This window comes from Streptomyces sp. STR69 (assembly GCF_024519455.1).
Lineage (GTDB): Bacteria > Actinomycetota > Actinomycetes > Streptomycetales > Streptomycetaceae > Streptomyces.
In genome coordinates, this window is sequence record NZ_JALJRY010000028.1 from 23,999 (window position 1) to 47,276 (window position 23,278).

Annotated in this window: 21 protein-coding genes; 11 read left to right on the forward strand and 10 right to left on the reverse strand. The window is 70.0% G+C overall.

Annotated elements, in window-relative coordinates; genetic code table 11:
• Nucleotides 1-15: 15 nt before the first annotated feature.
• Together glp and galU are read right to left on the reverse strand one after the other, a co-directional pair.
• The gene (gene glp, locus OC490_RS37845; protein WP_262062573.1) at nt 16-1,338 is read right to left on the reverse strand and encodes a gephyrin-like molybdotransferase Glp; all 1,323 of its coding nucleotides are present in this window, start codon (nt 1,336-1,338) and stop codon (nt 16-18) included.
• Nucleotides 1,339-1,343: 5 nt separating this feature from the next.
• Nucleotides 1,344-2,246: a UTP--glucose-1-phosphate uridylyltransferase GalU gene (gene galU / locus OC490_RS37850; RefSeq protein ID WP_262062574.1), complete on the reverse strand. Its 903-nt coding sequence runs from the start codon at nt 2,244-2,246 to the stop codon at nt 1,344-1,346.
• A 132-nt stretch (nt 2,247-2,378) separates the two neighbouring features.
• Between galU and OC490_RS37855 the strand changes: the two genes are divergently transcribed.
• Complete coding sequence (locus tag OC490_RS37855; protein WP_262062575.1) at nt 2,379-2,960, forward strand: 5-formyltetrahydrofolate cyclo-ligase; 582 nt, start codon at nt 2,379-2,381, stop codon at nt 2,958-2,960.
• 47 nt (nt 2,961-3,007) lie between these two features.
• On the opposite strand, the gene OC490_RS37860 is transcribed toward OC490_RS37855, so the two are convergent.
• Nucleotides 3,008-5,758 (reverse strand): penicillin acylase family protein, encoded by a 2,751-nt coding sequence (locus tag OC490_RS37860; RefSeq protein ID WP_262062576.1) that lies wholly within the window; start codon nt 5,756-5,758, stop codon nt 3,008-3,010.
• 194 nt (nt 5,759-5,952) lie between these two features.
• On the opposite strand from OC490_RS37860, the gene OC490_RS37865 reads away from it, so the two are divergent.
• The 6 genes from OC490_RS37865 (at nt 5,953) to mscL (ending at nt 11,815) form a co-directional block, all read left to right on the forward strand.
• Entirely contained in the window at nt 5,953-7,533 is a 1,581-nt protein-coding gene (locus OC490_RS37865; RefSeq protein WP_262062577.1) for a potassium/proton antiporter, read from the forward strand.
• 272 nt (nt 7,534-7,805) lie between these two features.
• Complete coding sequence (locus OC490_RS37870; protein ID WP_262062578.1) at nt 7,806-9,080, forward strand: MFS transporter; 1,275 nt, start codon at nt 7,806-7,808, stop codon at nt 9,078-9,080.
• 69 nt (nt 9,081-9,149) lie between these two features.
• The gene (locus OC490_RS37875) at nt 9,150-9,476 is read left to right on the forward strand and encodes an FmdB family zinc ribbon protein (RefSeq protein WP_262062579.1); all 327 of its coding nucleotides are present in this window, start codon (nt 9,150-9,152) and stop codon (nt 9,474-9,476) included.
• A 146-nt stretch (nt 9,477-9,622) separates the two neighbouring features.
• On the forward strand, nt 9,623-10,456 hold the full coding sequence (locus OC490_RS37880; protein ID WP_262062580.1) for an S-methyl-5'-thioadenosine phosphorylase: 834 nt from the start codon (nt 9,623-9,625) through the stop codon (nt 10,454-10,456).
• A 168-nt stretch (nt 10,457-10,624) separates the two neighbouring features.
• Nucleotides 10,625-11,194, forward strand: coding sequence for a hypothetical protein (locus OC490_RS37885; RefSeq protein ID WP_262062581.1), 570 nt, complete (start codon nt 10,625-10,627; stop codon nt 11,192-11,194).
• A gap of 159 nt (nt 11,195-11,353) precedes the next feature.
• The gene (mscL, locus tag OC490_RS37890; protein ID WP_262062582.1) at nt 11,354-11,815 is read left to right on the forward strand and encodes a large conductance mechanosensitive channel protein MscL; all 462 of its coding nucleotides are present in this window, start codon (nt 11,354-11,356) and stop codon (nt 11,813-11,815) included.
• Between the two features lie 128 nt (nt 11,816-11,943).
• Here the strand turns inward: mscL and OC490_RS37895 are convergent, their stop codons facing one another.
• A complete protein-coding gene (locus OC490_RS37895; RefSeq protein ID WP_262062583.1) occupies nt 11,944-12,123 on the reverse strand; it encodes a hypothetical protein in 180 nt (59 codons plus the stop codon).
• A gap of 112 nt (nt 12,124-12,235) precedes the next feature.
• Between OC490_RS37895 and OC490_RS37900 the strand changes: the two genes are divergently transcribed.
• From OC490_RS37900 to OC490_RS37915, 4 genes are all read left to right on the forward strand, one after another.
• Nucleotides 12,236-13,438 carry a low temperature requirement protein A gene (locus OC490_RS37900; protein ID WP_262062584.1) on the forward strand — a complete coding sequence of 401 codons (1,203 nt, stop codon included), beginning with the start codon at nt 12,236-12,238 and terminating at the stop codon, nt 13,436-13,438.
• A 128-nt stretch (nt 13,439-13,566) separates the two neighbouring features.
• Nucleotides 13,567-14,595 (forward strand): P1 family peptidase, encoded by a 1,029-nt coding sequence (locus OC490_RS37905; RefSeq protein ID WP_262062585.1) that lies wholly within the window; start codon nt 13,567-13,569, stop codon nt 14,593-14,595.
• A gap of 200 nt (nt 14,596-14,795) precedes the next feature.
• The gene (locus OC490_RS37910) at nt 14,796-16,022 is read left to right on the forward strand and encodes an Ig-like domain-containing protein (RefSeq protein ID WP_262062586.1); all 1,227 of its coding nucleotides are present in this window, start codon (nt 14,796-14,798) and stop codon (nt 16,020-16,022) included.
• Nucleotides 16,023-16,179: 157 nt separating this feature from the next.
• Nucleotides 16,180-16,929 carry a DUF6227 family protein gene (locus OC490_RS37915; protein WP_262062587.1) on the forward strand — a complete coding sequence of 250 codons (750 nt, stop codon included), beginning with the start codon at nt 16,180-16,182 and terminating at the stop codon, nt 16,927-16,929.
• Between the two features lie 13 nt (nt 16,930-16,942).
• Here OC490_RS37915 and OC490_RS37920 read toward each other — a convergent pair whose 3' ends face one another.
• From OC490_RS37920 to OC490_RS37945, 6 genes are all read right to left on the reverse strand, one after another.
• Entirely contained in the window at nt 16,943-17,197 is a 255-nt protein-coding gene (locus OC490_RS37920; protein WP_262062588.1) for a hypothetical protein, read from the reverse strand.
• Nucleotides 17,198-17,290: 93 nt separating this feature from the next.
• The gene (locus OC490_RS37925; RefSeq protein WP_262062589.1) at nt 17,291-19,321 is read right to left on the reverse strand and encodes a fructose-specific PTS transporter subunit EIIC; all 2,031 of its coding nucleotides are present in this window, start codon (nt 19,319-19,321) and stop codon (nt 17,291-17,293) included.
• Between the two features lie 232 nt (nt 19,322-19,553).
• Nucleotides 19,554-20,501, reverse strand: a complete 948-nt coding sequence (pfkB, locus tag OC490_RS37930; RefSeq protein WP_262062590.1) for a 1-phosphofructokinase — start codon at nt 20,499-20,501, stop codon at nt 19,554-19,556.
• Nucleotides 20,498-21,259, reverse strand: a complete 762-nt coding sequence (locus OC490_RS37935) for a DeoR/GlpR family DNA-binding transcription regulator (protein WP_093628483.1) — start codon at nt 21,257-21,259, stop codon at nt 20,498-20,500. Before OC490_RS37935 ends, pfkB begins: the two co-directional genes overlap by 4 nt.
• Nucleotides 21,260-21,387: 128 nt before the next feature.
• On the reverse strand, nt 21,388-21,876 hold the full coding sequence (locus OC490_RS37940; RefSeq protein WP_262062591.1) for a hypothetical protein: 489 nt from the start codon (nt 21,874-21,876) through the stop codon (nt 21,388-21,390).
• A 12-nt stretch (nt 21,877-21,888) separates the two neighbouring features.
• Nucleotides 21,889-22,629: a Crp/Fnr family transcriptional regulator gene (locus OC490_RS37945; RefSeq protein ID WP_262062592.1), complete on the reverse strand. Its 741-nt coding sequence runs from the start codon at nt 22,627-22,629 to the stop codon at nt 21,889-21,891.
• Between the last annotated feature and the right edge of the window lie 649 nt (nt 22,630-23,278).

Consider the following 23,278-nt stretch of genomic DNA (forward strand, 5'->3'; position numbering starts at 1 on the left):
GCCAACCAGGAGTGCTCAGCCGAGCAGGACCACCTCGACCTCGGTCCCGGGCTCCACGGACTCGACGTCCTCGGGGACGACGATCAGCGCGTCGGCCAGCGCCAGGGCCGCGACCAGGTGCGATCCGGCACCGCCCACGGGGGTGACCTCGCCGTCGGCGTACGTCCCGCGGAGGAACTGTCGTCGCCCCTTGGGCGAGCTCAGCGCCTTGTCCGTGGTGAGGGTGGCCCGGGTCCTGGGGCGGTGGACGTCGCCGAGGCCCATCAGGGTGCGGATCGCGGGGCGGGCGAACAGTTCGAAGGAGACGTACGACGACACCGGGTTGCCGGGGAGGGCGAGCAGCGGGATGTGGTCGGGGCCGATGGAGCCGAAGCCCTGGGGTTTGCCGGGCTGCATGGCGAGCTTGCGGAAGTCGATCCCGGCGCCCTCCTCGTCCTCGTCCCCTACGGAGGACAGCGCCTCCTTGACGACGTCGTACGCCCCGACGCTCACGCCGCCGGTGGTGACCAGGAGGTCGGCGCGGACGAGTTGGTCCTCGATGGTGTCGCGGAGGGTCTCGGCGTCGTCGGCGACGGCGCCGACCCGGTAGGCGATGGCGCCGGCGTCGCGGGCGGCGGCGGTGAGGGCGAAGCTGTTGGAGTCGTAGATCTGGCCGTCGCCCAACTGCTCGTCGGGCTGGACGAGTTCGCTGCCGGTGGACATGACGACCACGCGGGGGCGGGGGCGGACGCGGACCGTGCCGCGGCCGATGGCGGCGAGCAGGGCGATCTGCGGCGGGCCGAGGATCGTGCCGGCGTCCAGGGCGCGGTCGCCCGCCTTCACGTCGCTGCCCTTCGCGCGCACGTGCGCGCGTGCCTCGGCCGAGCGGTACACCTGCACCTGGCCGCCGGCCGCCTCGGGGGCCTGGCTGTGGGCCCGCATGCCGGTGACCGGGCCGCCGCCGAGGCCTCCGTCGGTCCACTCCACGGGGACGACGGCCTCGGCGCCGGGCGGGAGCGGGGCGCCGGTCATGATGCGGGCGGCCTCACCGGGGCCCACGTGGAGCGGTTCGGCCTGACCCGCCGCGACGTCGCCGACGACCGTGAGGGCGGCCGGGTACTCCTCGCTCGCGCCCGCGACGTCCGTGACCCGCACCGCGTAGCCGTCCATCGAGCTGTTGTCGAAGGGCGGGAGCGAGACCGGCACCGTGATGTCCTCGACCAGGACGCAGCCCTGGGCGTCGAGCAGTTGCAGCTCGATGGGTTCCAGGGGGCGGACGGTCGCGAGGATGTCCTCCAGGTGCTCGTCCACCGTCCAGAGGTGGTCGGGTCCTGTGGTGCGGTTCGCGGCGGTGCTCAACGTTGCTACATCTCCTCGGCTACGTAACTGCGAAGCCAGGCGCGGAAGTCCGGGCCCAGGTCTTCACGTTCGCACGCGAGTCTGACAATGGCACGCAGATAGTCGCCCCGGTCGCCGGTGTCATAGCGGCGGCCCTTGAAGACGACGCCGTGCACCGGTCCGCCGACCTTCTCGTCGGTCGCCAACTGCTGGAGGGCGTCGGTGAGTTGGATCTCGCCGCCGCGGCCGGGTTCGGTCTTGCGCAGTATGTCGAAGATGTGGGGGTCGAGGACGTAGCGGCCGATGATCGCGTAGTTCGACGGGGCGTCGGCCGCGTCCGGCTTCTCGACCAGGCCGGTGACCTTGACGACGTCGTCGTCCGCGGTGGCCTCTACGGCCGCGCAGCCGTAGAGGTGGATCTGTTCGGGTGCGACCTCCATGAGGGCGACGACGCTGCCGCCGTGCTGTTCCTGGACCTCGACCATGCGCGCGAGAAGGGGGTCCCGGGGGTCGATCAGGTCATCCCCGAGGAGGACGGCGAAGGGTTCGTGGCCGACGTGCGGGGCCGCACACAGCACCGCGTGGCCGAGGCCCTTGGGGTCGCCCTGGCGGACGTAGTGCATGGTCGCGAGGTCGCTGGACTCCTGGACCTTGGCCAGCCGACTCGCGTCGCCCTTCTTCTGGAGGGCGGATTCGAGCTCGTAGTTGCGGTCGAAGTGGTCCTCAAGAGGGCGCTTGTTGCGTCCGGTGATCATGAGAACGTCGTCGAGCCCCGCCGACACGGCCTCTTCGACCACGTACTGGATCGCGGGCTTGTCCACGACCGGCAGCATCTCCTTGGGAGTTGCTTTCGTGGCCGGCAGGAACCTGGTGCCGAGACCGGCTGCGGGAATGACAGCCTTGCTGATCCTGGGGTGCGACTGAGTCATGTCCGAACCCTATCCGGTGCCTTTGTGCAGAATCTGTGGCTCCGGTTAATACACTCTCATATGAGCACATTGGAAAGGATACGGGTGGGACCTGTGCGTCACCTAGGACCTGAACACGAGCCTGACAAGCGAATGTTGCGACGAGAGTTCCTTGCGGTGAGGAACAGGTTGACGGCCGGTGACGTGCGGGAAGCCGCCACCGCGCTCGCCGGCCGCGCGCTGGAGCTGCCCGAACTGGCGCACGCGCGCACAGTGGCGGCGTACGTCTCCGTGGGGGGCGAACCGGGAACGCTCGCCCTGCTGGACGCACTCCGCGCGCGGGACATCGACGTCCTGCTCCCCGCACTCCTCCCGGACAACGACCTGGACTGGGGCGCCTACGACGGCGAGAGCTCGCTCGACCAGGTCCAACACGGCGGAAAGATGGCCCTGTTCGAGCCGTCCGGCGAGCGGCTCGGTCCGGACGCCGTGACGGCCGCCGACGTCGTTCTGCTGCCCGGTCTTGCGGTCGACGGGCGCGGGATGCGGCTGGGGCGCGGCGGGGGGTCGTACGACCGCGTGCTGGCGCGACTGGAGCGGGCGGGCGCGCACCCCGCGCTGGTGGTGCTGCTGTACGACTCCGAGGTCGTCGAGCATGTCCCCTCCGAGGCGCACGACCGGCCGGTGCGGGCAGCGGTGACACCGAGCGGTGTGCACCGGTTCCCGGGGAACTGAAATGGCCCTCCACGCGTGCGTGGAGGGCCATTTCCGATGTCAGCCGCTTACGGTTTCAGCACCAGGGTGTCGCTCGTGCTGTTGTCGACCGCCTTGGACGAGAAGGACCACGGCAGCAGTTCGCCGTTGACCCACTTGCCGGTCTGGTCGGTGTAGTGCGCGCTGAAGGCGTGCCCGGAGGCTCCGGTGAGGTTGATCCACTTGGACTTGTCGAAGTTGTCCAGGTTGACCACCATGCGCATCGACGGCACCCAGACCACTCCGTAGCCGCCGGCCGCGTTCCAGCCGGTGGCGTTGACCGTGGCCTCGCCGCCGCTGAGCTTCCAGGGGCCGCGGTTGAGGATGTACTGGACGATGGCGGGGCCCTCGGTGCCCAGGGTCTGGTTCTTCAGGAACAGGCGGTGCAGCCGGCCCCAGCTCCAGGTGTCGATGTCCTTGCCGAGCTTGGCGGTCAGCTCCCAGCGGGCGTCGATCATGGCGCGCTTGAAGAGCTGGTTCATGTTGCTCGCGCCCGGGCGGGTGCCCGACTTGGGGGTCGTCCACCAGTCGCTGGTGGGGTCGTCCATGAGCTTGCGGACGACCTCGAACCAGCGGTCGCCGCCGTCCGGCTGCGCCTGGTCCGCGTCGCGCTCGCCGCACTCGCGCACCTTCTGGTTGTCCTCGTCTGCGGGACCAGTCGTGTCGACCGGCGAGACGAACAGGCACTGGCCCTTGACCCGCAGTTCCTTGGGCAGCTTGTTGCCGAAGGCGAGCTTGAGGATGTTGCGCCAGACCGAGTTGAAGTAGGCGGCAGCCGCCGAGTCGGCGTCCTGGGTGTAGTCCCAGCCCTCCAGGAGCTTCTGCGCCTGGCGCACGTCCGGGTCGGGCTCGTCGATCTTCAGCAGCTTGGGCACGAGCAGCTTGGCGATCTCGCTGCTGTCGTCGAGCTGCATCTGCCGCATGTCGTCGGTGGAGATCTTGCCGCCGCCGCCGATCTTCGACTCGATCAGATCGGTGATGCGCTGACTACGGGTGCCGTAACCCCAGTCCGTGGTGAGCGTGTAGGGGTACTTGTCCTTGTCGATCACGGCCTGGTTGGCGGTGACGATGTAGCCGCGCTTCGGGTTGTACTCGTACGGCAGGGCGGCCTGCGGGATGTAGCCGGTCCAGTCGTACTTGGAGTCCCAGCCGGGCACCGGCAGCGAGCCGTCGCCCTTCCCGCGCACGGGGATCTTTCCGGGCAGCGTGTAGCCGATGTTGTTCTTGGTGTCGGCGTAGACGAGGTTCTGCGAGGGCACGTCGAACTTCGTGGAGGCCGAGCGGAACTCGCTCCAGTCGGACGCCTTGTCGATGGCGAAGACGGCGTCCATGGTGGTGCCCGGGTCCTCGGCGGTCCAGCGCAGGGAGATGGCGTAGCCGTCGCCTCTGTCCGGGGCCGCGGTGTCGACGGTGGCCTTCTTGCCGACCTTCACGAGTTCGTCGTTGCGGTCGGACAGCAGCGGGCCGTTGTTGGTCTCCCGGACGACGATCTTCTTGGACGCGCCGCCTGCGACCTTGATGGTCTCCGTGCGGCTGGTGAAGGGCTTGGTCGTGCCGTCGTGCAGGTAGCCGTCGCCGGAGAGCTTCTCCAGGTAGAGGTCGGTGGTGTCGACCCCGGAGTTGGTCATGCCCCAGGCGATGTTCTGGTTGTGCCCGATGACGACGCCGGGCATGCCCGCGAAGGTGTAGCCGGTGACGTCGTACTGGCACTTGCTGGAGATCACGCGGCAGTGCAGGCCCATCTGGTACCAGACGGACGGCAGCGACGCCTCCAGGTGCGGGTCGTTCGCCAGCAGAGGCTTGCCGGTGATGGTGTGCTCGCCGCCGACGACCCACGAGTTGGAGCCGATGCCCTGGCCGTTCACGCCGACGGCCGTCGGGAGGTCGTCCAGGACGTTCGAGAGGCCCGCGAGCTGGCTCGTGAGGGCCGAACCGGACGAGGACGACGTGGAACCCGTCGTGCCGCTCGTGGACGTGCTGGAGGAGCCGTCACCGCCGTTGAACGTCTTCGTGTACTCGTCGTACTCGCCCACGGTGACGATCGGCTCGTTGCGGCTGTACGGATACTCCGGGTACAGGTCCGCGATCTGCTGGGGGCCGAGGCGGGTGGTCATCAGGGCGCGGTCGATCTCGTCCTGCATGTTGCCGCGCAGGTCCCAGGCCATCGCCTTGAGCCACGAGACCGAGTCGACGGGGGTCCACTTCTCGGGCTTGTAGTCGTTGGTGAAACCGAGGGCCGCGTACTCCAGGGAGATGTCTTTCCCGTCCTTGCCCTGGAGGTAGGCGTTGACCCCCTTGGCGTAGGCCTGGAGGTACGTCTTCGTGGAGGCCGACAGCGTGGTGTCGTACTCCTTCTTGGCGACCCGGTCCCAGCCCAGGGTGCGCAGGAACTCGTCGTCCTTGACCTGGCTCTTGCCGAACATCTCCGACAGCCGCCCGGACGTCATGTGCCGGCGCACGTCCATCTCGTAGAACCGGTCCTGCGCCTGGACGTAGCCCTGCGCCATGAACAGGTCCGCGTCGGAGGACGCGTAGATCTGCGGGATGCCGTAGCTGTCGCGCTTGACGTCGACGGGCCCCGACAGGCCTTCGAGGGTGATCGAGCCCGTGGTCTGCGGCAGGGATGCCCGGACCGTACTGACGGACCAGTAGGCGCCGTAGGCGATGCCCCCGATGATGGCCATTACCAGGACGAGAACCAATAGACGGGCTTTGCGCCCCTTTTTCCTGCCGGACTTGCCGGGCTTATGACCCGATGAGGCGGTGGTGTTGGGGGGCATCGCTGTCCTTGCTGTCCTAACGCGAGCGGCAGGGCGGGCTGTGCTTTTGACTGAGCGCTGGAGCAACCATAGGCGCAGGCTTCCGAACGACTTGACGCGGTGTCGGGTACCGGCGCGGACGGGCGTTCGATCTTGCCTTGTGAAGTGTCAAGAAAGCGTCAAGAGTTAGGTAAGGTAACGAAGTACTTGGATGTGTGGCGCCGCGGCCTCGCGTCCCCTGTACATGTGCTGCCGCCCCGGATGCGCGTCAGCCGAGGAAGGGAAGGCTTCTGACTGTCCACCACCTCGACCAGCTTCTGCTCGTCTGCTCGCTCGTCCTGCTCGTCGCCGTCGCGGCGGTCCGGATCTCCTCGCGCAGCGGGCTCCCCAGCCTGCTCGTCTACCTGGGGATCGGCATCGCCATGGGCCAGGACGGCGTCGGCGACATCCATTTCAACAACACCGAGCTGACCCAGGTCATCGGATACGCGGCCCTGGTCGTGATCCTGGCCGAGGGCGGCCTCGGCACGAAGTGGACGGAGGTCAGGCCGGTCCTGTCGTCGGCCGCCACGCTGGCGCTGGCGGGGGTGGCGGTGAGCGTCGGCGTCACGGCCGCGGGCGCGCACTATCTGGTCGGACTGGAGTGGCGGCAGGCGTTCATCGTCGGGGCGGTGGTGTCCTCGACGGACGCGGCGGCGGTCTTCTCCGTGCTGCGCAGAATCCCCCTCCCCGCGCGCGTAACGGGCACTTTGGAGGCCGAGTCCGGCTTCAACGACGCCCCGGTGGTCATCCTGGTCGTCGCCTTCTCCACCGCGGGCCCGGTCGAGCACTGGTACGCGCTGGTGGGCGAGATAGCCCTGGAGCTGGGCATCGGCGCGGCCATCGGCCTCGCGGTGGGCTGGCTCGGCTCCTGGGGGCTGCGGCACGTGGCGCTGCCCGCCTCCGGCCTCTATCCGATCGCCGTGCTGGCGATCGCGGTCACCGCCTACGCGGCGGGCGCCCTGGCGCACGGCAGCGGCTTCCTCGCGGTCTATCTCGCCGCGATGATGCTCGGCAACGCCAAGCTGCCCCACTGGCCCGCGACGCGCGGCTTCGCCGACGGGCTCGGCTGGATCGCCCAGATCGGCATGTTCGTCCTGCTCGGCCTGCTGGTCACCCCGCACGAACTGGGTGACGACGTCTGGCCGGCGCTGATCATCGGCCTGGTGCTGACGATGGTGGCCCGGCCGCTCAGCGTGGTGCTCAGCCTCACACCGTTCCGGGTGCCCTGGCAGGAGCAGACGCTGATGTCCTGGGCCGGGCTGCGTGGCGCCGTGCCCATCATCCTGGCGACCATCCCCATGGTGAACGGCGTCACCGGCAGCCGTCGCATCTTCAACATCGTCTTCGTCCTGGTCGTCGTCTACACCCTGATCCAGGGACCGACGCTGCCCTGGCTGGCGCGCAAGCTGAAGCTGGGCGAGGGACCGGAGGCCGCCGACCTCGGCATCGAATCGGCACCCCTGGAGCGGCTGCGCGGGCATCTGCTGTCGGTCGCGATCCCCGCGGAGTCCAAGATGCACGGTGTCGAGGTCAACGAGCTCAGACTGCCGGCCGGCGCCGCGGTCACCCTGGTCGTACGCGACGGAAAATCGTTTGTTCCGCTGCCCTCGACGGTCCTGCGGCGCGGCGACGAACTCCTGGTCGTGGCGACGGACCCGGTCCGGGACGCGGCCGAACGGCGGCTGCGGGCGGTGGGCCGCGGCGGGAAGCTGGCGGGATGGCTGGGCACGGACAACACCACGGCCGGTCATTAAGGGCATGTTTCGTACGGTTCACACATTCACCAATCGCAGGTGAACGCGCGCGTGGTGCCCGTTTTCACAGGCCCACCGGGGCTTGCTCCCTGTACGATGAAGGCACATTCTGATCGAACCAACTCTGCCTGACGCAGTGCTGGCGCGACCGTATGGCGGCCGAATCCCTCCTCCGCAGTGGGCACCGGTATCTACCGCAGTTCCGCGCAAGAGGACAGTGCTCGGCGCCCCCCGCACAGGGCGCGCTACCAGGTGGCAGAAAGGCACGGGCCGTGGCATCCACGGTCACCTCCAGGACGGGATCCCGTCCTGGATACGGACAGCTGCTGCGTACGCGCGGCGCCTGGACGTTCCTGCTTCCCGGCTTCGCGGCACGTCAGCCGTTCGCGATGCTCACCATCTCCATCGTGCTGCTGGTGCAGCACACCACCGGCTCCTACGGCGCTGCGGGCGCCGCCGCGGCCGTCACCGGCGTCTCCATGGCCCTCTTCGCGCCCTACAGCGGGCGTCTGGCCGACCGTCACGGGCAGCGGGCCGTGCTGCTCCCCGGTGTCCTGGTGCATTCCCTGTCGGGCCTGACGTTCACCGCGCTCGCGCTCGGCCACGCTCCCCTGTGGGCGCTGTTCGTGGCGACCGTGCCGACCGGCGCCTCGGTGCCGCAGATCGGGCCCATGGTGCGTGCCCGCTGGGGCGTGAAGCTCCAGGACTCGCCCCTCATGACGACCGCCGCGGCCTTCGAGTCCGTCACCGACGAACTGACCTTCGTCTTCGGCCCGTTGCTCGCGACCGCCCTGTGCACCACCGTGAACCCGGCGGCCGGCCTGGTCACGGAGGCCGGCCTCACTCTGGTCGGCGGCCTGCTGTTCGCCGCCCGGAAGAGCACCCAGCCCACCGTGACCACCGACGGGCACGCACGCGTGGAGCACGTTTCCGCACTGCGCATCCCCGGAGTGCGCGTGCTGATCGTGACCTTCCTGGGCATCGGTTCCGTCTTCGGCGGCATGCAGGTCTCCCTGGCCGCCTTCACCGAGTCGATCGGCGAACCCGGCCTGAACGGCGTCCTCTACGGCACCTTCGCTGCCGGCAACATGCTCTCCGGGGTCGTGTGTGGTGCCGTCGCCTGGAAGGTCGCCCCGCAGCGCCGCCTCCTCGTCGGCTACGCAGCCCTCGCGCTGACCGCGTCCGCACTGTGGACCGCCCACTCGGTGCTGCTCCTGGCCGGCCTCGGTCTCCTGGTCGGCATGTGCATCGCGCCCGCCCTGATCACCGGCTACACGCTGGTCGAGGGGCTCGTCCCGGCAGGCGCCCGCACCGAGGCCTTCACCTGGCTGACCGGCGCGGTCGCCCTCGGCCAGGCCGCCGCCGTCACCGTCGCCGGACAGCTGGAAGACCGCCTGTGGGGCGGCGCCGGTTTCCTGGTGCCGATGGCCGGTACGGTGCTCGCCCTGGGGACCCTGATCGCGCTCCGGTCGCACCTCGCGACCCGGCCCCGCAGCCGCACCGTGGCACGTGGCGTCGGTCACCGCGTGCCGGTGGCAGTGGACTGATCCTCGGGAATACGTCACTATGGACGCTCGTTAGCACTCATTGAGTGAGAGTGCCAGGAGGAAGACACAGTGCCGACCTACCAGTACCAGTGCACCGAGTGCGGCGAGGGCCTTGAAGCGGTCCAGAAGTTCACCGACGACGCGCTGACCGAGTGCCCCAATTGCGGTGGCCGCCTGAAGAAGGTGTTCTCCGCGGTCGGCATTGTCTTCAAGGGCTCCGGCTTCTACCGGAACGACAGCCGCGGCTCCTCGTCGAGCAGCTCGCCGGCCACCTCGAAGCCGTCGACGTCCTCGGACGCGAAGCCGTCCACCCCGTCGACCGCTCCCTCGTCCTCGGACTCCAAGTCGAAGTCGTCGAGCTCGGGCTCCTCGACCGGCAGCAGCTCCGCCGCTTAGACCGCGCAGGACTTCTCGACCGCGGGACCCTGTCGTCGCACGACGACAGGGTCCTCGGTGTTTTCCGAGCCGGTTTCTACGCCGGTTCCTGTACCGATTCCTGAGCCGGTTCCTGCGTCTTTTCGGCGGCGGCTAGTGTGCTGGTCATGGCGAACGCAGAGATCGGCGTAATCGGCGGCTCCGGCTTCTACTCGTTCCTGGACGACGTGACCGAGATCCAGGTGGACACGCCCTACGGGCCACCCAGTGACTCCCTCTTCCTCGGCGAGATCGCCGGCCGGCGGGTCGCGTTCCTGCCCCGGCACGGGCGCGGCCACCATCTGCCGCCGCACCGCATCAACTACCGGGCCAACCTCTGGGCATTGCGCTCCGTGGGTGTGCGCCAGGTCCTCGGTCCGTGCGCGGTGGGCGGGCTGCGCCCCGAGTACGGGCCGGGCACGCTGCTGGTGCCGGACCAGCTGGTGGACCGTACGAAGTCCCGGGCGGCGACGTACTTCGACGGACTGCCGCTGCCCGGCGGCACGGTGCCGAACGTGGTGCACGTGTCCCTGGCCGACCCCTACTGCCCGACCGGCCGGGCGACGGCGCTGAAGGCGGCGCGCGGGCAGGACTGGGAACCGGTCGACGGCGGCACGCTCGTGGTGGTCGAGGGGCCGCGCTTCTCGACCCGCGCCGAATCCCTCTGGCACCAGGCCCAGGGCTGGTCCGTGGTCGGCATGACCGGCCACCCCGAGGCGCCGCTCGCCCGTGAACTGGAACTCTGCTACTCCTCGTTGACCCTGGTCACCGACCTCGACGCGGGCGCCGAGACCGGCGAGGGCGTCTCCCACGACGAGGTGCTGCAGGTGTTCGCGGCCAACGTGGACCGGCTGCGGGGCGTGCTGTTCGACACGGTGGCCGCGCTGCCGGAGAACGGGGCACGGGACTGCCTGTGCGCGAACGCGCTGGGCGGGATGGATCCCGGGTTCGAGCTGCCGTAGCAGGGGATCGTGGGGAGGGGACGGTGAAGGGTTCCCTGCTGCGGAACTTCCCGTTCGGGTGAGGGAGTTGTCCACAACCGGCGGGTAGTACACGGGCTTCGGCGGACCGCGACGAATTCCCGCATCGTGGGACCGCAAACCGATCCCTCGTCGCAGGCGGTGGTCCACATGTCCCTCTCCCCTCCTGGCTCTCCCCTCATCTCCCCTCCCTTTCCGCGCCCGTTGGGCACCGATGCTCCGGCCACGTGCGAGGTGCCGCACTTCGCGCCGGTGCGGGTGCGCGGCTGCTGGTACCAACTGCGCCGGCTGCTACGGCACCGGAGGCGGGCCGTGGCCGCCGGGCTCGCGGTGACAGCGGTCGCCCTCGTGGCGGCCGGCCCACGCGATGCGACGCAGGCGCGGCACGGCGACCGGCCCCGCGGGCATCCGGTGGCCGATCCGGTACGGCAACACCGCCGGGCGGTCGAGTGGGTGTCGGCGCCGGTGCGGATCGCCGACGCCGGTACGGTCCGGCTGCTGCGGTCCGGCGACCGGGTCGATGTGATCGCGGCACAGGACACGGCGGCGGGCGGTGACGCCGAAGTGGTCGCGCGCGGGGCGCGGGTGACGAAGGTGCCCGAGCCGCTCGACGAGGCGGCTGGCAGCGGGGCGTTGGTGGTGCTCTCGGTACCGCGTGCCACGGCGGCGCGGCTGGCCGGTGCGAGTGCCACGGCGAGGCTGGCGGTGACGATGTGTTGAGCCGCGCTCTCCGTGTCGTGAGCCGCGCGTTCCGGCGCCTGTGCGAATTCGTGTCAAGTCCCTCGTTCGAGCTACCGAATTGGACACGGCGGCCACGCCTTGACGTAGGTTGCGGAGCTGTTCGTTCCACACCGTGCACGTGCGAGAAGAGGCTCCGAGTTGAGCGAGAAGAAGAAGGAACTGGGCGTCTGGCAGGGGTTCAAGACCTTCCTGATGCGCGGGAACGTCGTCGATCTGGCAGTCGCGGTGGTCATCGGCGCCGCCTTCACGAACATCGTCAACTCGGTGGTGAAGGGGCTCATCAACCCGCTCGTCGGCGCGATCGGCACGCAGAACCTCGACAGCTACAGCTCGTGCCTGAGCGACAGTTGCTCGGGCGACAAGGGCATCCAGCTGATGTGGGGCTCGGTCCTGGGCGCCGCCCTCAGCTTCGTGATCACCGCGGCGGTGGTCTACTTCCTGATGGTCCTGCCCATGTCGAAGTACCTGGCCCGGCAGGAGGCCCAGCGCAGGGCCAAGGAGGGCACGCACGAGGTCATCGAGATCACCGAGCTGGAGGTCCTCAAGGAGATCCGCGACGCGCTGGTCGCCCAGCGCGGCGACGGACACCGGGAGCCGTAGCCGACGGCTCGGATGTACCAGGAGCCGTAGCCGGCGGCTCAGACGTATCGGGAGCCGTAGTCGGCGGCTCAGACGTATCGGGAGCCGTAGCCGGCGGCTCAGACGTATCGGGAGCCGTAGCCGGCGGCTCAGATGTGGTGGGGCGGCTTCTCGTCGAGGAAGCGCTTGAGATCGGCGGGGCTGTCGCCCTCGGCCCGCTCGCCCCACCCACGATCCGTGTCGTCCGAGGAGGGCCGGGTCAACGGGTCGTCGAAGACCAACGCAGGCTTCGGACTGCTCGGATCGCGCGGCTCGGGGGCGGTACTCATACCTCAAGGGTACGGCCGAGGGGGCGTCTGACGGCGCCGCGGGCCAACCCGTCGGTCCCGGCCGACCCGGCCGCCCCTGAAATCCGGCACGTAATCTGCTGTGCTTGTGCGCATGACGTCCGAGATTCCAAGACCCCTGCGCCCGCTCACCGCCCGCGGCCGAGACGAACCGCACCGGGTCGCCTCGCCGCTGGAGCTCTTCTTCGACCTGTGTTTCGTCGTGGCCATCGCACAGGTGGGCGTCCAACTGGCGCACGCCGTGGCCGAGGGGCACGTGGGGGAGGGCGTCCTCAGCTACGCGATGCAGTTCTTCGCGATCTGGTGGGCCTGGATGAATTTCTCCTGGTTTGCCTCGGCGTACGACAACGACGACGTGCTCTACCGGGTCGTCACCCTGGTGCAGATCTCCGGCGTCCTGGTCCTCGCGGCCGGGGTCTCACGGGCCTTCGAGCAGCACGACTACCTGGTGGTCTGGCTCGGCTACGTGATCATGCGGTTGGCGATGGCCACGCAGTGGCTGCGGGCGGCACGGACCGCCGCCGGGCCGGAGCGGACGATGGCATTGCGGTACGCGGGCGGCGTGCTGCTCTGCATGGTCGGCTGGACGGGTCTGGTGGTCCTGCCGGAACCGGCCCGGGGCTGGGTGTTCCTCGTGATGGTGATCGCCGAGATGTGCGTGCCGCGCTACGCGGAGAAAGACTTCCCTACGCCGTGGCATCCGCACCACATCTCGGAACGGTACGGGCTGTTCACGATCATCGTGCTGGGCGAGACGATCGCGGCGGCCACGGTCGCCGTGAAGTCGGGGGTGGACGAGCACGACGCGCTGGGCGAGCTGCTGCCCATCGCGGCGGGTGGGCTGCTGATCGTGTTCGCCGCCTGGTGGATCTACTTCGTGGTGCCGATCCACGGCCATCTCCGGTCCAGCCAGCAGGCGTTCCTGTGGGGTTACGGCCACTATCTGATCTTCGCGTCGGCGGCCACGATCGGCGCCGGCCTGGAGGTGGCGGTGACGGAGGCCATCGGCAAGGCGCACATCTCCACGTCGGCCGCGTCCGCCGCGGTGACGCTGCCGACGGCGCTGTACCTGCTCAGCGTGTGGGCGCTGCACGCTCGTCACTACAAGGTGGGCGTCGCCCAGCAACTGGTGCTTCCCGTGGCTGCGTTGCTGGTGATCTGCTGCACCTTCCTGGGCTCCTGGGCGGTGCTCGCGGCGGGCCTGGTGTCGGCGCTGACGGTGGCGGTCGGCACGACCCTGACCGCACTCACGGCCGGCGAGAAGAGCGGGGCCGAGGCGACGGCGTCGGTGGGCTGACCGGCGCCCGCAACCGGCCGACCACCAGCGGAACAACCCCCCACACCCGGCCGACCAGCACCCCAACAACTACCCCCACCGCACCGCCGGTCCCCGAATCCGCCGCACGCTGCGTGAGACTGGGCTCCATGACAGTAGACGCATTGACGGACGTGGCCGGGGTGCGGGTGGGCCATGCGACGCGGTCGGGGGACGGTTGGCTCAGCGGCACGACCGTGGTGCTCGCGCCGGAGGGCGGGGCGGTGGCCGCCGTGGACGTGCGCGGCGGCGGACCCGGCACCAAGGAGACCGACGCACTCGATCCGCGCAACGTGGTGCAGCGCGTCGAGGCGATCGTGCTGACCGGCGGCAGCGCGTACGGGCTGGACGCCGCGTCCGGGGTGATGGCCTGGCTGGAGGAGCAGGGGCGCGGGGTGCGGGTGGGCGTCGAACCGACGCATGTCGTGCCGGTGGTGCCCGCGGCCTGTGTCTTCGACCTGGGGCGGGGCGGCGACTTCAGGGCCAGGCCGGACGCGGCCACCGGGCGGGCCGCGGTGGAGGCCGCCGCGATCAGCGGGCCGGGGGTGCGGGTGCGCGAGGGGTGCGTGGGCGCCGGTACGGGCGCCGCGGTCGGGCCGATGAAGTGCGGCGTCGGGACCGCGAGCATCGTGCTGGAGTCGGGGATCACGGTGGCGGCGCTGGTGGTGGCCAACGCGGCGGGGTCGGTGACGGATCCCGAAACGGGCGTCCTGTACGGGGAGTTGTTCCAGGGGCGCGTGACGTATCCGGAGGCGCACGTCCATGAGGCCGCGCGCCGGCGCCTCGCCGAGACCGCCGCGAAGAACGCCGCTCCCCTGCTGAACACCACGCTCGCGGTGGTCGCCACCGACGCGGATCTGTCCAAGGCGCAGGCGCAGAAGCTGGCCGGCACCGCGCACGACGGCATCGCGCGTGCCGTACGGCCGGTGCATCTGCTGAACGACGGGGACACGGTGTTCGCGCTGGCCACGGGGGCCCGCCCGCTCGACGCCGAACGCCCCCTCGCCCTGAACGACATCCTCGCGGCCGGCGCGGACGTGGTGACCCGGGCGATCGTGCGCGCGGTGCGGGCCGCCGAGTCGGTGGACGGGCCGGGCGGGGCGTGGCCGTCGTACGAGGAGTTGTACGGGAGGCGATAGGGGGCCTGTGGCGGTGGGCATCCGGTGTTTCCGGGGATCCGTCCCGGTGTTTGTCGCGGTTCTGTCACCGGATGGCGTTCGTGGGGAACGGCGGGAACCCGTGTGGGGGTTGGGGCGCTCTTTGTCCACGCATCGCAGCGGATCACGCAACACACATCACCACTGCGCATTTCGCACACCACACGAACCTGGAGCAGCCCGTGACAACGCCGGACATAGCAGCGCGGCGCGTACTGGGGGCCATCGCCGCCCTGGTGGTCGGCACCCTCACCCTCAGCGCGTGCGGCGGCAACGCCAGTGCGGACACCGATACCAGCGGGAAGGGCGGCGGCGGGACGTCCGCCAAGACGTCCACCGCGAAGATCGTCATCTCGGCGAAGGACGGTTCGACGAACGCGTCCATCAACGCGACGGGCGTGCAGGTCAGCAACGGCAAGCTGACCGACGTGAAGATGACGGTGGCCGGTTCGGGGCAGGCCGTGGAGGGCGTGGTCTCCGCGAACGGCGGGAGCTGGAAGCCGAAGGAGCAGTTGGAGCGCGGTACGAAGTACCAGATCTCGGCGACCGCGAAGGACGCGAGCGGCAAGACCTCCGCGGCCAACTCGATCTTCACGACGGTCAGTTCGAGCAACAGCTTCATAGGGACGTACACGCCGGACAACGGGACGACGGTCGGTGTGGGGATGCCGGTGTCGTTCACCTTCGACAAGGTGATCGGCGACAAGAAGGCCGTGCAGTCGCACATCACGGTCACGTCCAGCAGCGGGCAGCAGGTCGTGGGGCACTGGTTCGGGGCGCAGCGGCTCGACTTCCGGCCGCAGGAGTACTGGAAGGCCGGTTCCAAGGTCACGATGAAGATCGACCTGGACGGTGTGGAGGGCGCGAACGGCGTCTACGGCGTGCAGAAGAAGACGGTGACCTTCACCGTCGGCCGTTCGCAGGTCTCCACGGTCGATGTGAACACGCAGACCATGACGGTGGTGCGGGACGGTCAGACCCTCAAGTCGTTGCCGATCTCCTCTGGCAGCCCGGAACACACCACGTACAACGGGCAGATGGTGATCTCCGAGAAGTTCACGCAGACCCGGATGAACAGCCAGACGGTCGGTCTGGGTGGCGAGTACGACATCCCGGACGTGCCGCACGCGATGCGGCTGACCTCGTCGGGGACGTTCATCCACGGCAACTACTGGTACAACAAGGCCAATCCGCCCTTCGGCCAGACCGGCACCAGTCACGGCTGTGTGGGGCTCGCGGACGTGCAGGGCGCGCAGGGTGCCACGAACGCCAAGTGGTTCTACGACAACTCCCTCATCGGGGACGTCGTGATCGTGAAGAACTCCCCCGACAAGACGGTCGCCCCGGACAACGGGCTCAACGGCTGGAACCTGGCGTGGAGCGAGTGGACCGCCGGAAGTGCCGCCTGACCGGCAGGTTTTGACGGATCTTCGGGCCGCGCGGGAACATCTCGCGCGGCCCGCGCGTTTTCCGGTCATACGTTTTCTCGGTTCCTGGGCACGATGTCCGACCGAGGGGCTACGGTATGCACCCACAAGGTGACATGCAGCAACGCCGGGAGAAGCCTTGAGCGTTCCGTACGACACGGCAGCGTACGAACCACCCGAGTCGCACGAGTCTCCGGAGGAGCACCTCGCGCGACTGCTCGGCCGTGCCCTGAACTCCTTCGAGCTGCCGGACGAGACGATACGGCTGGTCCTGGACTGCGCGCTGGCATACGACAGTTCGCTGCACTCCGCGCATCACTGCGCGGGTCTGCACCGGGAGACGTACCGGCACACGTGGCTGCTCAGTGACGGTTCGGCGCTGACCCTGTGGGAGCTCGTCCACAACACCGTGCTGGGCCGTGAGGCGCAGCACGAGGTGTATGTCGACGAGGAGGAGTTGCGCACGGCGACCGCGCGCCTGCCGATGCCGCCGGACACGACGGACTTCGAACTCCCGGTGCTGGTGCACCTGTCACCGATCCCGGAGCCCCGGCACGCCTATCTGGCGGACAACTCGGCGGACCACGCGCGCCGCTTATTGCGCCGCGCGGAGAACGCGGACCGGCCGGACGAGGAGACGGCGGCGCTGCTGGCGACGGCGTTCGCGCACCAGATCATCCAGGCCTTCGGCCGCCCCTACCGAGCGGGCCGCGCGGCGGTCTGCTTCTCGCTCTACGAGCACGCGTTCCTGCTGCCCGACGGCGCGGAGATCTCCCTGTGGGAGGTCGAGCACACGGCCACGCCGGACGGCCGTCACATGTGCGAGGTGTACGTCAGCGAGGATGCGGCCCGCGACGCGATGGAGCGGCGGGCGGCGCAGTTCTCCTGAGGCGGGGCGAGTGTCAGCGCCCGTCGCCGAGCTGTCGTACGAGACCCGCGAAGGCGTCGCGTTCCGCGGGGGTCAGTTCGACGGACTCCAGGTGGGGGGCGGTGTCGCGCCGGCCCGGGAGGCCGTGGAGCGGGTGGGCCGCGTGCCACACGGTGGGCTCGACGAGGGCGCGGCGCAGGATGCGTGTCAGGCCGAGCACCCAGGCGACGGTCGCCAGGGCGAGAACGGCCACACCGGTCAGCTGGAGGATCGAGAGGTGCTCAGGCATGCGTTCCAGTAGACACCACGGTCCGGGACCGTGGTCCCGGACCGTGATGAATCTCGCAGTTGCCGTGAACACCTCACGGTCGCCCAAAAGCGGCTAGGCGGCGATCGGTTGCTTGGCCTCCGCCGTGGGGGCGGATATGTCCTTCGGCGCTCCGGGGGCCGTGGCACCGGCGGCCGGCTTGCGCATGCCCTTCAGTACGACGACCAGGCCCGCCGTGACGGACATGCCGACCGCGATGGCGATCAGGTAGAGGAACGGGCTGCCGATCAGCGGGACCACGAAGATGCCGCCGTGCGGGGCGCGCAGGGTCGCGCCGAAGGCCATCGACAGGGCGCCGGTGATCGCGCCGCCCACCATCGAGGACGGGATGACCCGCAGGGGGTCGGCCGCCGCGAACGGGATGGCGCCCTCGGAGATGAAGGAGGCGCCCAGGACCCAGGCGGCCTTGCCGTTCTCGCGCTCGGTCTCGGTGAAGAGCTTGCCGCGCACGGTCGTCGCCAGGGCCATCGCCAGCGGCGGGACCATGCCGGCCGCCATGACCGCGGCCATGATCTTCATCGCCGAGTCACTGGGGTTGGAGACCGCGATACCCGCCGTGGCGAAGGTGTACGCGACCTTGTTGACCGGGCCGCCGAGGTCGAAGCACATCATCAGGCCGAGCAGGGCGCCCAGCAGGATGGCGTTCGAGCCGCTGAGGCCGTTGAGCCAGTCGGTCATGCCCTTCTGCGCGGAGGCGATCGGTTTGCCGATGACCACGAACATCAGGAACCCGACGACCGCCGTGGAGATCAGTGGGATCACCACCACCGGCATGATCCCGCGGACCGCCTTGGGGATCTTCACCTTCTGGATCGCCAGCACCACGCCACCGGCGATCAGACCGGCCGCCAGACCGCCCAGGAACCCGGCGTTGATGGTGGAGGCGATCATGCCGCCGACGAAGCCCGGCACCAGACCGGGCCGGTCCGCCATGCCGTAGGCGATGTAGCCGGCCAGCACCGGGACCAGGAAGCCGAAGGCGACGGCGCCGACCTGGAACATCAGCGCTGCCCAGCTGTCGGTCTGCGTCCACACGAAGTGCTGCATGACCGAGGGCGCGGACTTGATCTCGTAGCCGCCGATCGCGAAGCCGAGGGCGATCAGCAGACCGCCGGCCGCGACGAACGGGACCATGTAACTGACGCCGGACATCAGCCACTTGCGGAGCATCGAGCCGTAGCCCTCGCCCGCCTCGCCGCCGCGCTCGACCGGCGTGGGCGCGGATCCGCCGCTGACCTCGCCGCGCTCCGCCTTGCCGCGGACCTCGGTGATCAGTTCGGCGGGACGGTTGATGCCCGCCTTCACACCGACGTCGACGGTCGGCTTGCCGGCGAAGCGTTCCTTCTCCCGTACGGGTACGTCGTGGGCGAAGATCACGGCGTCCGCCGCCGCGATCACCGCCGGGTCGAGCCGGGTGAAACCGGCCGAGCCCTGTGGCTCCACGACGAGTTCGACACCGGCCTCGCGGCCCGCGTTCTCCAGCGACTCGGCCGCCATGTAGGTGTGCGCGATACCGGTCGGACAGGAGGTGACGGCGACGATCCGGAACGGACGGTCGCCCTCCCCCGCCGTGTCCGTGCTGCCCGTCGCGGCGCCGGCGGAGGCCGCCGCCGGCGTCGCGACGGAGTCTGTGGAGCCCTCGGGCTCGTCGCCGCGGATCAGCGCCGCCGCGCTCTCCGCGTCGGCCACCGACCGCAGCGCGGTGGTGAACTCGGCGTTCATGAGCTGCCGGGCGAGCGCCGACAGGATGGTGAGGTGGGCGTCGTCGGCGCCGGCGGGGGCGGCGATCAGGAAGATCAGGTCGGCGGGGCCGTCCGGGGCGCCGAAGTCGACGCCCTCCGCGCTGCGCCCGAAGGCGAGGGACGGCTCGGTGACGTACTCGCTGCGGCAGTGCGGGATGCCGATGCCGCCGTCGAGGCCGGTCGGCATCTGCGCCTCGCGGGCGGCCACGTCGGCGAGGAAGCCGTCGAGGTCGGTGACCCGGCCCTGGGCGACCATGCGCTCGGCGAGGGCACGTGCCGCCGCCTCTTTGGTATCGGCGGACAGGTCGAGGTCGACCAGGTCCGCGGTGATCATCTCGCTCATCGCGGGCTCCTTCGCACGCGTATCGCCCGGGTGGTGCTGTGGGCGGGGGTGGGGACGGGGGTGAAGCGGGTTATTGCGGAGGTGGTGGTGGAGGCGGGGTCGGGGAAACTCCGCCTCCACCGGGCGGCAGGGCGGCTCGGGGTGCCCCGCCTCCCTTCGGCCGCGGCGGTCAACGGGGAGTACCGCCGCTTCGTGGCCGGTTCGAGGGGTGTCCTGGAGGCCGTAGAAACGTTCATGCGACCGGCTCCGTCAGTACGAGGTCCACCGGGACGTCGGCCGTGACGGTCACGGCGGACGGGTCGAGGTCGGCCGGGGTGGGCATCACGCTGCCGGGGAGCTGGACGGCCGCCGCGCCGTGGGCGACCGCCGAGGCGAGCGCCTCCGGGCCGTGGCCGCCGGCGATCAGGAAGCCGGCCAGCGAGGAGTCCCCCGCGCCGACATTGCTGCGTACGACGTCGACGCGCGCGCTGCCGTACCAGGCGCCCGAGGCGTCGACCAGCAGTTGGCCGTCCGCGCCGAGGCTGGCGAGGACCGCGCCCGCGCCCAGCTCCCGCAGTTCCTCGGCTGCCTTGACCGCGTCGCCGACGGTGGCGAGGGGGCGGGAGACGGCCTCCGCGAGTTCCTCGGCGTTGGGCTTGACGACGTCAGGGCGTTCGCGCAGGGCCTCGATGAGCGCGGGGCCCGAGGTGTCCAGGGCGATACGGACACCGGCGGCGTGCGCGCGGGCGACCAACTCGGCGTACCAGGACGGCGCGAGGCCGCGCGGGAGGCTGCCGCAGCAGGCGATCCAGTCGGCGTCACGGGACTGCCGGCGGACCGTCTCCAGGAGCAACTCCTGTTCGGCAGCGGTCAGTTCGGGGCCGGGGGCGTTGATCTTCGTGAGGACGCCGTCCGCCTCGGCGAGGGCGATGTTCGAGCGGGTGGCCCCGGCGACCGGGACCGGCGCGACCTCGATGCCCTGCGAGTCGAGCAGGCTGGCGACCAGCGCGCCCGGCGCACCACCCAGCGGCAGCACCGCGACCGTGCGCTGTCCGGCGGCGGCGACGGCACGCGAGACGTTGACGCCCTTGCCGCCCGGGTCCATGCGCTCGCCGGTGGCCCGTATGACTTCACCGCGGTCGAGGGAGGGGACCTCGTAGGTGCGGTCGAGGGACGGGTTCGGGGTGACCGTGAGGATCATGCGCGCACTACTTCCATGCCGCCGCGCTCCATGGCGGTGGCGTCTTCTGGGCTCAGCCCGCTGTCGGTGATCAGGAGGTCCACATCGCTCAGGGCTCCGAAGCGGGCGAAGTGCTCCTGGCCGTGCTTGGCGGAGTCGGCGAGCAGCACCACCCGGCGGGCGGCGCCCATCGCAGCGTGCTTGACCGCGGCCTCGGCGAGGTCGGGCGTGGTCAGCCCGTGCTCGGCGGAGAAGCCGTTGGCCGCCACGAACACGACGTCGGCGCGGATCTCGCCGTACGCCCGCAGCGCCCAGGCGTCGACGGCGGCGCGCGTACGGTGCCGCACGCGCCCCCCGACGAGGTGGAGCTGCATGCCCGGGTGGTCGGCGAGGCGGGCCGCGATGGGCAGGGAGTGGGTGACGACGGTGAGTTCGGCCTCCAGCGGGACGATGCCCGCGAGGCGGGCCACCGTCGTACCGGCGTCGAGGATCACCGTGCCCTGCATGGGCAGTTCGGCGAGGGCCGCCTTGGCGATGCGGTCCTTCTCGTCGGCTGCCGTCGACTCGCGCTCGGCGAGGTCGGGCTCGAAGTCGAGCCGTCCGGCCGGTATGGCCCCGCCGTGCACCCGGCGCAGCAGACCCGCGCGGTCGAGGGCCTTCAGGTCGCGGCGGATCGTCTCCGCCGTGACCTGGAACTCCTCGGCCAGCGATACGACGTCCACCCGGCCGCCGTCACGGGCCAGCCGGAGGATCTCCTGCTGCCGCTCCGGTGCGTACATGTCCGTTCGCCTCCGACCAGTGCCCGAACTTGTGGTTTCGCTCGGAGGCTACGCCCACATTTCCGGAAAGTAAACAGGTTCGGGCATCAGGCGGACATGAACGGGCAGAGAGGCAACATCAACGGGGATCAGTTGCGGCGCAGGTCCTTGATCTTCTTCTCGGCGGCGAGGACGGCGCGCACCAGGTCACCCCGGGCGGTCTCCTGCCGCATGGCCTGGACGAGTTGGGCGCGGTGCTCCTGGACACCGATGCGTACGGCCGCCGGGCCGGACTCGGGCAGGGCGGTGGCGACGTAGTCCTTCACGCACTCGACGACCTTCCTCAGCTCGGACCGGACGGCCTCGGTGGTGTCGGCTATTCCCTCGATCATGTTGCCGGTCTGCGAGATCTCGGCGAAGTCGTCGGCCGCGCAGGGCTTCCGGGTGAGGCGGCACTGTGCCTTGTAGAGATCGGCGAGCCACTCGGCGGGCTTGTCGTATTCGGCGTTCGTCTCGTCCTTGCGACGGATCCTCCGGGTCCAGGCGAAGACTCGTCGCTGGTGCTGGTACATCAGAACGCCGATGACACCCCCGCCGAGGGCGGACGCAAGGGGCGCCAGGAGGGTGCTGGTCATCATGCTGTGGTCCGTTCAGGGGTGGGCGTTCCCGGCGGCACGGTGACGCAGCGCGTCCACGTCGTGGACGACGAACCGGCGGTACCCGGCCTCGACGATCCCGTGGTAGCGCAGGGTCCTGATCGCGTTCTCCGTGGTGGAGACGGCGAGCTGGAGAGCGGCGGCGAGGTCCTTCTGGCTCGGGCCGGTGATCCTGACGCGGTCCGCCCGGGGGTCGGGGCAGCCCGCGGTGTCGGCGAGGTGCGCGAGAAGCCTGCTGACCCGCTCCAGGGGCGGCCTGGTGGCCATGGTGTAGACGAGTTCGTCGCTGCGGTTGCGGTCCTCCAGGCTGCGCAGCAGGGCGCGCTGGACCTCGGGCCACTTGCGCAGCAGGGCGTTGAAGTAGTGGGCGCGGCAGGGGATGACGACGGTCCCGGTCAGGCACTTGGTGCGGACGGCGGAGTCGTCGGTGACGAGCTTGGCCTCGCCGACCAGCTGGCCGCGGCCCCGGAACCGGGTGACGGTGGGGACGTTCTCCCCAGCGCCCAGCGGGAAGCGGTCCTGGCGTACGACGCCGTCCCAGATGATGTACACGTCCTGGTCGGCCGGCCCGATCGGCAGGTGCTCGTCGCGCGCGAAGGCACGGCCGCGCAGGCCGGTCCGCAGCAGCGAGCGCCAGTCCTCGGCCGCCAGCCACCGCAGGAAGCTTCCCTCGGGCTGGTTCTCGGGGGCCAGCAGGAGATCGGGCGGACGGGCGGTGTCGACGGTCGAGGGCATGCTCACTCCCCCGCTCCGGCGTACGCGCCCTGCGGTACGCGCTGGTGGCGAGGTATCACGGTACGCATGGGGTCTGAATTCCTTTCCCTGTTTCTCTGTTCTGTTGAGGCTCTGGAACCCCACTGGTCGGCGAGGTTCCGGAGTGACGGGTCCGGCCTCCCTCTCCGGGAGGTACGGCAACCGCCCGGTTGGTGAGGCCGGGCGGGCGGAAACAGCAGCGGGACAGACCGTACCGCTGGTCGCGAGAGATAAGCCAGTCGGCATTCCGAAGGCGCCGGGACGGTTAGCGATCATGGTCGAAACCCCCTCGCCATGGGGTTTTACGACAGGAGATCACGCGCGCTCCGAATGGAAAAGTAGCCACCCATTGCGTAATTACCAATCCGCTTATCCCCGTTATCGGCGTGCCCCCCGGGACGCGGCAGGGACCTTCTCCGCCGGGCGACATATGACGTCCACACAAACGGGCGGCAAAGACGAGAGGCCCCGGGGCACCACCCCCAGGACCTCCCGGAAAGGTCCGGACCCGTCAGGATCAGACCGCTGCCCAGTAAACACCACGGACCCGCTTTGGGTCACTCCCCATCAGGCAGGAAGCGGCCCGCACCGCCGGACGGCCGACCCAATTCCCCAACCGTGGGGGTGTCAC

Bases quoted from the DNA above. Each gene is read 5' to 3' on its own strand.
- galU (WP_262062574.1), bottom strand. From the start codon at position 2,246: ATGACTCAGTCGCACCCCAGGATCAGCAAGGCTGTCATTCCCGCAGCC.
- OC490_RS37855 (WP_262062575.1), top strand. From the start codon at position 2,379: ATGTTGCGACGAGAGTTCCTTGCGGTGAGGAACAGGTTGACGGCCGGT.
- OC490_RS37860 (WP_262062576.1), bottom strand. From the start codon at position 5,758: ATGCCCCCCAACACCACCGCCTCATCGGGTCATAAGCCCGGCAAGTCC.
- OC490_RS37880 (WP_262062580.1), top strand. From the start codon at position 9,623: ATGGCGAACGCAGAGATCGGCGTAATCGGCGGCTCCGGCTTCTACTCG.
- OC490_RS37885 (WP_262062581.1), top strand. From the start codon at position 10,625: ATGTCCCTCTCCCCTCCTGGCTCTCCCCTCATCTCCCCTCCCTTTCCG.
- OC490_RS37895 (WP_262062583.1), bottom strand. From the start codon at position 12,123: ATGAGTACCGCCCCCGAGCCGCGCGATCCGAGCAGTCCGAAGCCTGCG.
- OC490_RS37900 (WP_262062584.1), top strand. From the start codon at position 12,236: ATGACGTCCGAGATTCCAAGACCCCTGCGCCCGCTCACCGCCCGCGGC.
- OC490_RS37905 (WP_262062585.1), top strand. From the start codon at position 13,567: ATGACAGTAGACGCATTGACGGACGTGGCCGGGGTGCGGGTGGGCCAT.
- OC490_RS37920 (WP_262062588.1), bottom strand. From the start codon at position 17,197: ATGCCTGAGCACCTCTCGATCCTCCAGCTGACCGGTGTGGCCGTTCTC.
- OC490_RS37925 (WP_262062589.1), bottom strand. From the start codon at position 19,321: ATGAGCGAGATGATCACCGCGGACCTGGTCGACCTCGACCTGTCCGCC.
- pfkB (WP_262062590.1), bottom strand. From the start codon at position 20,501: ATGATCCTCACGGTCACCCCGAACCCGTCCCTCGACCGCACCTACGAG.
- OC490_RS37935 (WP_093628483.1), bottom strand. From the start codon at position 21,259: ATGTACGCACCGGAGCGGCAGCAGGAGATCCTCCGGCTGGCCCGTGAC.
- OC490_RS37940 (WP_262062591.1), bottom strand. From the start codon at position 21,876: ATGATGACCAGCACCCTCCTGGCGCCCCTTGCGTCCGCCCTCGGCGGG.
- OC490_RS37945 (WP_262062592.1), bottom strand. From the start codon at position 22,629: ATGCCCTCGACCGTCGACACCGCCCGTCCGCCCGATCTCCTGCTGGCC.